Source organism: Pirellulales bacterium, from assembly GCA_036267355.1.
Classification (GTDB): Bacteria; Planctomycetota; Planctomycetia; order Pirellulales; family DATAWG01; genus DATAWG01.
The window spans coordinates 1-9,006 of the sequence record DATAWG010000116.1 but is presented as its reverse complement, the minus strand read 5'-3'; the positions used below and the strand labels follow the sequence as shown (position 1 = coordinate 9,006).

At 61.1% G+C, this 9,006-nt stretch carries 7 protein-coding genes and 1 tRNA gene; 2 read left to right on the top strand and 6 right to left on the bottom strand.

From position 1 onward, the window contains the following. Positions 1-188, top strand: a 188-nt coding sequence (locus VHX65_18395; GenBank protein HEX4000525.1) for a hypothetical protein, incomplete at its 5' end; no start/stop codon positions are given. Positions 189-448: 260 nt separating this feature from the next. Here the strand turns inward: VHX65_18395 and VHX65_18390 are convergent. From VHX65_18390 to typA, 5 genes are all read right to left on the bottom strand, one after another. After that, on the bottom strand, positions 449-1,246 hold the full coding sequence (locus VHX65_18390; protein ID HEX4000524.1) for a BON domain-containing protein: 798 nt from the start codon (positions 1,244-1,246) through the stop codon (positions 449-451). Between the two features lie 659 nt (positions 1,247-1,905). Further along, positions 1,906-3,378: an AAA family ATPase gene (locus VHX65_18385; protein ID HEX4000523.1), complete on the bottom strand. Its 1,473-nt coding sequence runs from the start codon at positions 3,376-3,378 to the stop codon at positions 1,906-1,908. Next, positions 3,375-3,821 carry a hypothetical protein gene (locus tag VHX65_18380; GenBank protein ID HEX4000522.1) on the bottom strand — a complete coding sequence of 149 codons (447 nt, stop codon included), beginning with the start codon at positions 3,819-3,821 and terminating at the stop codon, positions 3,375-3,377. The genes VHX65_18385 and VHX65_18380 overlap by 4 nt, the downstream gene beginning before the upstream one ends. After that, on the bottom strand, positions 3,788-4,759 hold the full coding sequence (locus VHX65_18375; GenBank protein ID HEX4000521.1) for an HD domain-containing phosphohydrolase: 972 nt from the start codon (positions 4,757-4,759) through the stop codon (positions 3,788-3,790). The genes VHX65_18380 and VHX65_18375 overlap by 34 nt, the downstream gene beginning before the upstream one ends. Positions 4,760-5,158: 399 nt before the next feature. Then, positions 5,159-6,973 carry a translational GTPase TypA gene (gene typA / locus VHX65_18370; GenBank protein ID HEX4000520.1) on the bottom strand — a complete coding sequence of 605 codons (1,815 nt, stop codon included), beginning with the start codon at positions 6,971-6,973 and terminating at the stop codon, positions 5,159-5,161. Between the two features lie 620 nt (positions 6,974-7,593). Here typA and VHX65_18365 point away from each other — a divergent pair. Then, positions 7,594-7,675: transfer RNA gene (locus tag VHX65_18365), tRNA-Ser, on the top strand. Between the two features lie 208 nt (positions 7,676-7,883). On the opposite strand, the gene VHX65_18360 is transcribed toward VHX65_18365, so the two are convergent. Then, positions 7,884-9,006, bottom strand: a 1,123-nt coding sequence (locus tag VHX65_18360) for a serine hydrolase (GenBank protein ID HEX4000519.1), incomplete at its 5' end; no start/stop codon positions are given.

The following is a 9,006-nucleotide window of genomic DNA, read 5'->3' as shown; positions in this document are numbered from 1 at the left end:
TAGGGCCTGAGGAACATGCCCCCATGTTAGCGGCCATTCGCCAGGACTTTTTCCACTACACGCCCTTGCGAACCAAATATCTCGACAGTTCTCGCCCCATCGCCACCGTGCAACGACTTACGGCGAAAAAACTTGGAAAACGTGCCGCCAACGGGAATTTTGTTCGACGGCTGGGGAAGTTGGGTTAGCAGGGCTGCGTGCCGTTGAAAGAATGGGGACTGGCTCGATCCCGGTCTGAAACCCCTCGAAAAAACGGATTCGCGAGGTGTCTGTCCCCCTTCTTTCACATCCGCCGATGCTAGCGCGACGCGCGAAACCGCAAGCGAACCGCGAGCCGTAGCCAGATCGCTTTCCCCGCCCAAGCGCAGCAAAAACCCCTGGCGGCGGTTGCCCCAGGGGTCGGAGGAATCAACATCAGATCAAGCTGTTGGGAATCGGCCCGTGGCGATTAGTGGCAACCGCCGTCGCCGTCTTTGAAGTCGAGATTCCACCAGCCGTTGTGCCATTCGAGCGTCACTTTCCGCCAGCCGAGCGGCACCTGCGGATACGGATAGAACGGTCCGATGAACGGCCAAGCGGTCGGCGAATACTGCCGCGGATAGGTGATGCTGGCATAGTTCGGATACGCGGCATAGCTGGGCCACGCGTAGCCAGGCATGTTGGCTCGATCGAAGTGAGCCGGGGCAATTCCGCCGCCAGCGCCAGGGGCGTAGGCCGGAATCGGGCCGCCGCTCATCCCGCCGCCCATCCCATTCGGGCCATAGGCCGGCGCACAGCCAGGAGCGCCCGGCAGCGGTTGGGCCCGGGCCATGGCCAACGGGCGCGGGGCGCCCACGGCATGCGCTTCGACGCCGACCGTGCCGGTCGGATTCTCGACCGGACCGGCGCCAATCGCCAATTGGGCCGACATCGTTGGCTCGGGCGAGGCCGACACTTGCACGACCTGAGCCGACGGTTGGGTCATCTTCAAACCGTTGACTACCTTTTCGATGCCCGCAGTTTCCGCGACGATATCGAGTGCCGTGTCCAACTGCTGCCGATTGGTCACCGTGCCGTTGAGCCAGCAGGTGCCGCCGGCCACTTTCACATCGATGGCGTAGTGGTGCAATTGACCGCTGCACAGGCTGGCTTTGACCTGATTTGCCAACTGCTGATCCGACGACGTTGTCGCCTGATCGCCCGCCAGCGCCAAGCTGGTGGCCAAGGCCGCTGCGGCGATCGCCAATCCGAAGAACAAACGTTGCATGATTTCCTCCTGTGAAGTCGCGACTGACCTTTGCATCCACCAAATCGAGAGCGAATCCGTTGCGGGTTGAAATGCCCCCGTGTGCGGCAACGATCGCGTCGCGCCGAACTTCCGGGCTTCAATGGGCTCTCGGTAACATCGAGTTTCGGCAACGTTCGGCCGCTATTGCTGCGGCGTTCGCCGGGGAAAGTCGCCGGGAGAGATTCGGCACCGCTGGCCGCGCGGGCTGGATCGTGCCGACGCGGATCGGAAGCGTGTGCGCTCCCGAGCCGTGGCGGCAGGCGAGAATTCGCCGACCCGCTTGACCCCCTGGCTCGATGAACCGAGCCGACTCCCCCCGACGACTCTTTCCGTGGAACGAGTTGCCTGACTATAGGTGTCGGTTACGGATTATGCCGAAGGGGAGTTTTTTTTCGATTTTGCCAGGCGGCGCGAATCTGCCGGTTGTGCCGCAGACGACTAGCGCGATTCAAATGCCAGCCCGGCAGCGGTTTACAACTCACGGCCGCATCGTGGGCCGCGTTGCTTTCCTTCCACGCATCAAACTCGATGCAATCCGAACAGCTTGCCACGAGCGGCCAGCTTCGGCTCGACCGGAAAAAACAACAGTCTCCACAAGACCTCTCCCCTTGCGGTTAGGGTGATTTTTCGGCCGAGCCTTAGAAGCCGGTCGTCGAGAAGTAGTTCTTTGCGGCGATTTCCAATGCTTCGAAGCGTGCGGCCGGCGGAATCTTGAGGAACTTGCAGAAAATGCCGACCTGGTGAAGCAAGTCGCGCGGATGGCAAAACCGCATCTCGCGACCTGCTTGCGTATAGTGCTTTGCGACGAGCTTGTCGAACGCTGCCGGGCAAAACTCGAGCCCCGCTTTCCGACAGGTCCGCTCGAACAGTCCACGAAACTGGCTTGCCGTGGGATTCTCGATTTCGATCTTGTAGGGGATTCGCCGCAAAAACGCTTCGTCGACCAAGTCCTTAGGCTCGAGATTCGTCGAGAAGACGATGAATTGGTCGAACGGCACGCAGAACTTTCGCCCGCTGGAGAGGCCCAGATAGTCGTAGCGCTTTTCCAACGGCACAATCCAACGATTGAGCAGTTCGGCGGGAGCGATTTGCTGGCGGCCGAAATCGTCGATCACGAGCGTTCCGCAATTGCTCTTCATTTGCACCGGCGCCTCCGAAACGCCGATATCGTCGTTCAGCGTCAGTTCCAGATTTCGCATCGTAAGTTCGCCGCCGACGACGATCGTCGGCCGGCGGATCCGCACCCAGCGATGGTCGATCTTTTCGTCGTCGACGATGCGGTCTCCTTTTGCCAGCGGCAATTCTTCGTGGCAACTCGGGTCGAAAATACGAATGACTTCGCCGCAGACGCTGATCGTGCGCGGAATCCAAATCGTTGTGCCATAGACGGAGGTAATCCGTTCGGCAACGCTGGTCTTGCCGTTGCCGGGCCGGCCATGCAAGAAAAGGCCCTTGCCCGAAGTGATCGCCAGGCCGAGGCGGCAGAACATTTCATGGCTCAGCGTCAGATCGCTGAAGGCGCGTTGCAAATCCTCCACGGTCGGCTGCAATTGGCTGAGCGATTGGGCTGCGACGCTGGCTTCGTAGTCGGCAAGCGAGACGGGCACGGTGCCGCAATAACGGCGATTGGCGGAATGCTGCTCGACGCGATGGACACCCTGGTCGGTAATTTCGTAGACGTAGTCGGTCAGGTTGGCGGCGCTTCGGTGTGCGACCAGCCGCTGCGCCTTGAGCGCGTGAAACAGCCGCTCGACGATGGCGAATTGCAGGCCGATTTGCTGAGCGATTTCAACGCCGCGGCAAACTCCGCGAAACATCAAGAACCGGAGCACGATCGCCTCGATCTCGTTTTCACCGATATGGGTCTCGGCGATCGACCGCGGCGCGACCGGAAAGAAGCGACCGACCGGCGCCGCGGCTTGCCCTGCGATCGGTTGCTCGTCGGCCACGCTCAATTCGTCGCTACGGCCGGGCGGCGCGAGGCGGGCTTCGGCGGCCGCCGCACTTCCCTCGCGATCGACGGCGGCGAGGCTCGGATCCTCGGCGAGGAACACGAGCCGGTCGAATAATCCGTCGAGTTCTTCATCGACATTCTGCTCCGAGATCGTCATTTCTCAGTTCCTTTGCCGACAGCGTCGGATGGATTGCAGAATCGCGAGCCGACGACGAAGCAATTCGTGTCGATCCGCCGACACCACACCACCTCGATCCACCGCTGAATTCCCGTCAGCAGGATTAAATCGAAGCGTTCGCTCGGATAAAGGATCTCGCCGTGAAAGAATCCGCAGCCGCTTTTCGAAATATTCGTGGTGAACACCGATTGCCAGGCGGTGTCGCGCGGGAACGCGGGCAACGTTTGCCGAAGCCCAAGGGCCGCGCGATGGCTGTTGCCGCTGCAATGAACGCGAACACTGCTGCGGACATCCTCAGCCACGGTCGTGGTCGGACCGGTGCGCTCGAAATTCGCGCGCAGATTCGCCGGAAATCGGACGTGATTGGGAAGGCCGTAGATCCAATCCGCTATTGCTTGTTCTGGACTGCATCGATCCAGCATCGGGTCATCTCCTCGTCAAAAGCTCGGCCCGCCTGCCGATCCAAATACTCGATTACGTTCGCATGGCGAGAGGCCGTACGGTGCGGCCGGTCGTTGGTCAGCGCCGCGTAAACGTCGACCACGGCACAGAGCCGTGCGTGCTCGTGAATCTCGGATCGCACCAGGGCAGTCGGATAGCCGCGACCGTCGCAGCGCTCATGATGCCCATAGACCATCATCAATTGGCCCGTCGTCAGGTCGGTGCGGCGGCAGAGTTCGGCGAAGCCGCGCGTCGTATGCTGCTGCACCACTTGCCGTTCCTTGTCCGTGAGCTTTCGCGGTTTGTCGAGGATGCGACGGGGAATGAACTGCATGCCGATATCGTGGAGCAAGGCCCCTTGGCCGATTCGGAGCAGCTCCTCCTGGTCGGAAATGCCGAGCCGCTTGGCGAGCAATAGGGAGTAGGACGACACGTTCATCGCATGCGTGAAACCGCTGTAGTCGTGCGACATTGCCTTGAGCAATTCGTTCACAAGCAGCTTCGAATCGCAAACGGTGCGAACCATTTCTTGGCTGACATCCCGTGTCGCATCGACGGCGCTCGTGGGATCCCCGTTGGAGAGCAATTCGGAAAGCACGACGCGTGTCGCCTCGCGCAGGGCGATATAGCGGTCGGCCGCGGGAATGGCTTCATTCTTGAGAATGTGTTCTCGAACGTAGTCGCGGTAGTTTCGCGAATCGTCGAACGATATATAGAGCGTGCGGATACCCCGGCCGGCCAGACGTTCGACATCGGCCTGCGTGAAGGGATACGTGCGGCGGCGATAGAGCGTCGTGTCGGCGCCCTTATCGGCCGGCAAATACACGTCGAACTCCAGCGCACACGAGATGCTTAAGGTGCCGATGCCGATGGGCATCAGGGCGCGCTGATCCCTTTCGCTCGCCGCAACGGTGCTCATTGCTTCGTATGACTCTCGACAGGGATTTCGAGCGGCTGGCCTGCCCCGCCGCATCGAGAGCCCCTTTGAGGGGGCCAAACCAACTATAGGTCGAGATTTTTGACTCTTTCGGCGTATTAATCGTTTACAAACAGTTGCCGCGGAGTCGAAATCGCCGGCAACGCCCGAAGCGCGGGGCGCGACCCTGGAAAATCCGGCAACCGTGGCCCCAACTCCCGTGAAAACGGGCAGCCTATCGTTGGCGGCGCGAGTGCGTCTGAGCACCCCGAATGCTCGAGTCGCCATTGCGGCGCGCCCCTTGCCAACGCTTCGGGCTACAATGGGCGATTTTCGAAGAACACTGGCCCGCAGCGCTGACGAGGCAGGCCAAGCCGGTTGTCGAAGCGATTCTCGACACCCCTACGCCCGCTGGCGGGCTTCGCGGCGGCGCTCGTGTTCGGTGCGGAGAATTTTTCGCAGGCGAATTCTGTCCGGAGTGACCTCGACCAACTCATCTTCCTCGATGTATTCCAAGGCCGCTTCGAGCGTGAGCTGGCGCGGCGGCTTCAAGAGAATATTGCGATCGCTGCCGGTCGCCCGCATGTTGGTGAGCTTCTTTTCCTTCGTGGGATTGACGGTCATGTCGCCGGTGCGGCTGTTTTCGCCGACGATCATCCCCTCATAAACCTCCTCGCCGGGCCCGATAAACATCTCGGCCCGATCCTGCAAGCCATCGAGCCCGAAGGCCACGGCCTTGCCGCTGGTCATCGAAACCAGCACCCCATTGGCGCGCCCCGGCACTTCGCCTTCGATCGGCCGATAGGCCTCGAAACGGTGATGGATCACCGCGGTGCCTTGCGTGGCATTCAGCAAGCGCGTGCGCAAGCCGATCAAGCCGCGAGCCGGAATCGAAAACAGCAGATGGGCGAATTCGCCGCGGTTGTGCATTTCGATCATTCGGGCCCGCCGCCCGCCGACCAATTCCATTACCGGCCCCATCTTTTCGTGCGGCACTTCGATCACGAGGCTTTCGAACGGCTCTTCGGTAATTCCGTTTACCTGGCGTGTGATCACGCGCGGCTTGCCGATCGCCAGTTCGTATCCCTCGCGGCGCATCGTTTCGATGAGCACGCCCAGGTGCAGCAATCCGCGGCCGCTGACGGCAAAACTTTCGGTCCCTTCGATCGCTTCGACGCGCAGCGCGACATTGCGCTCCAGCTCGCGCTCGAGCCGGTCGCGAAGATGCCGCGTCGTAAGATACTTGCCGCTACGGCCCGCCATCGGCGATGTATTGACGCAGAACACCATTTGCAGCGTCGGCTCGTCGACCGCCAGACGCGGCATCGCGCGGGGAGTGGCGGCGTCGCTGATCGTGTCGCCGATTTCGACGTCGGGCAGACCGACCACGGCCGCGATGTCGCCGGCCGTCGCTTCCTCGACTTCCCTGCGGCCAAGCTTGTCGAATAGATACACGGTCGTGGCTTTGGCCGGCACCGTGCGATCGCCGGCCTGCATCAGGGCGACCGTTTGCCCGCGCTTCAGCGTTCCCGATTGGATACGGCCGATGGCGATTCGGCCAACGTAGTCGGACCAATCGAGCGTGGTGACGAGTATTTGCAGCGGGGCATTTTCGTCGATCTCCGGCCCCGGAACGCGCTCGAGCACCATATCCAACAGCGGATGGATCGAATCGGTCTTGGTGGACGGATCGTGCGTGGCGTAGCCGCCGCGGCCGGTGGCGAAAATATAAGGGAAATCGGCCAACTCGTCGTTGGCACCCAGATCAAGGAACAGCTCGAACACCTCGTTGAGCACCTCTTCCGCCCGCGCGTCGGGGCGGTCGATCTTGTTGATCACCACGATCGGTTGCAATCCGCATTCGAGCGCCTTGGTGAGCACAAAGCGGGTTTGCGGCATCGGCCCCTCGGCCGCATCCACCAACACCAGCGCACCGTCGGCCAATCGGAGCACGCGCTCCACTTCGCCGCCGAAATCGGCGTGCCCGGGCGTGTCGATCAAATTGATCTTCACATCCTTGTAGTGCAGCGCGATATTCTTCGCCAAGATCGTGATGCCACGCTCGCGTTCCAATTCGTTGGAATCGAGGATGCATTCGCCGACCAATTGGCTGGCGCGGAATTCGCCGCTTTGCCGAAGCAGGCAGTCGACAAGAGTGGTCTTGCCGTGGTCGACGTGGGCGATGATGGCGATATTGCGGATGTCGTTGCGGCGCATCGGAGGAAGGGCGGGGGTGAGGGTGAAGGTTGAGGTATGGCTGGCTGCGGTGGAAGAGCGGGCAGACTTCGCCGGGCTTCGAACCCTGGCAAAGGTGGCTTGGCTTGCAGGTCTGGGAATCGGGCCTTGCCAGCACGCTCTGCCGCGTGTGCGGGCCACCTTGCAAGCGGGTGAGACAACCCCGCTCGAGATCGTCTTACCTCATGCGGCAAGACCAATCTGAAGCGGGGCAATTCCTATTTGCGGTCCGGCGGGTGGGAATTCAACACAGCCGAACGATAGCACGCTTTATTCTCTGGCATGCAATTCATGGCTGCGGCAACCCGGCAAAAAAACAGGCTTCTGCGAAAAAATCGGAACCGAGGCATTCTACGCGCAAATCGCGGCCAAAACAACCCGAAATACTGTTACATCCTCATTTACGGAGCCAAAACGGGCCATAACCCAGGACGCCCCCATCGCAGTTTCGCCGACCGCGGCGATTAATGCCGGTCGCATTCGTGGCCCCGAGGCAGCGAAGACGCCGACTTTGCAATCTCAGCCGCGTCGGCTAAGATTGGTCTGAAAGCCAACTTCCGAACGATCGCAAATCGTTTGGATCGCGATCGGAGAATGAACTCGGAGGGTAAGCGAATGGCTAGCGGCGACACTGGAAATGTCGTGCCGGGAAACCGGTTGCGGGTTCGAGCCCCGTGCCCTCCGCTCTCGTAAGCCCGCTAATGGTGGTCCGGGAGTTGCCGCCGCAGACACAGGCTCGACGGGCCCTTTCTGGGCCGGCCCGTCGCACGAGCTGACGACCAAGCCCTCCGCCGCTTGCGTGGCTCCGGCCTGCGCTAGCGGGATCGGCCTTTCAGGCCGAGCCCAAGATGTGCCGTGCGGCTTCCGGCTCATTTCAATCCGCGCCTTCGCCTCAATCCGCGTCTCCGCGTTCCGCGAGATACGATTCGGATTTGGGAGTGCCGCCAACCAGAGTAAAGAGCAGGCGGCGGCCGACGGCGGTTGCGGCACATTTGCCGCGATTTGCCATCACGACAACTCCCAGTCGGCGCGATGGGATCATGCCGATATAGGTCGACGTGCCCGGCAGCCCGCCGTTCTTGTCGATAACGAGTTCGCCGTCGATATGGACGAGTTGCCATGCCAGCCCCTGCGTCATGTGCTCCGAGGCCTTGAAATAGGGCCGTTGCGCGAATCGCATCGCCTTGGTTATTGCCGCATGGTCTTTCGCTTCGCCGAGATTCGCGGCGAGAAACTTTGACATATCGCGTCCCGATGAGCAGAGGCGGCCGGCAGCCGGCCAGCCAACATTCTCATTCGACCGTTCGACGGGAAGCCCTTTCGCGTTGTAGCCGCGAACGAGCCGATCGGCGCCCGATTGCGGAATGTCGAAAAACGTGCTCTTCATGTCGAGTGGATCGAGAAACTGTCGGTCCCAAACTTCTTGGAGCGGTTTCTGTTCTTTCGCGGCAATCGCATCTCCGAGCACGCCAACCGCCAAGTTGGAATAAAGGCTTCTCGTTCCCGGCGGATAGGCCGCGTGCCAAGCGACAAGCCAATCCAAAAGTTGCCGGCGATCCCATCCGCCGCGCGGATCGGGGCTTGCCGTTCGCGGCAGGCTCGAGGTGTGCGTGGCAAGTTGTTGCAACGTCACGGAACGAATGTCGCTGCCGCTCTTCAACGCCGGAAGATATTTGTGCACCGGATCATTCAATTGCATCCGCCCCGCGTCGACCTCGATTGCCAAAGAAGTCGTTGTAAAGACCTTGGTGACCGAGGCCAGTTCGAAGATCGAGTCGGGTGAAATCGAAACGTGCCGTTCTCGATCGGCTTCGCCGAAGGGGAAGAATGCGGTTTCATCCTCCCGGCGAATCACCACAATCACGCCGGGCGGTTCAAACTTCTGAATCCATGGTTCGACCACCGATTGGACCGTGCGCGGCAGGCGCGGCTGCCGCGCTTGGCCGAAAGCCGGCAGACCGGCGGCAAACGCAACGCCCATTGCGACGATTGCAAATCGAAGCTGCATCGAATGG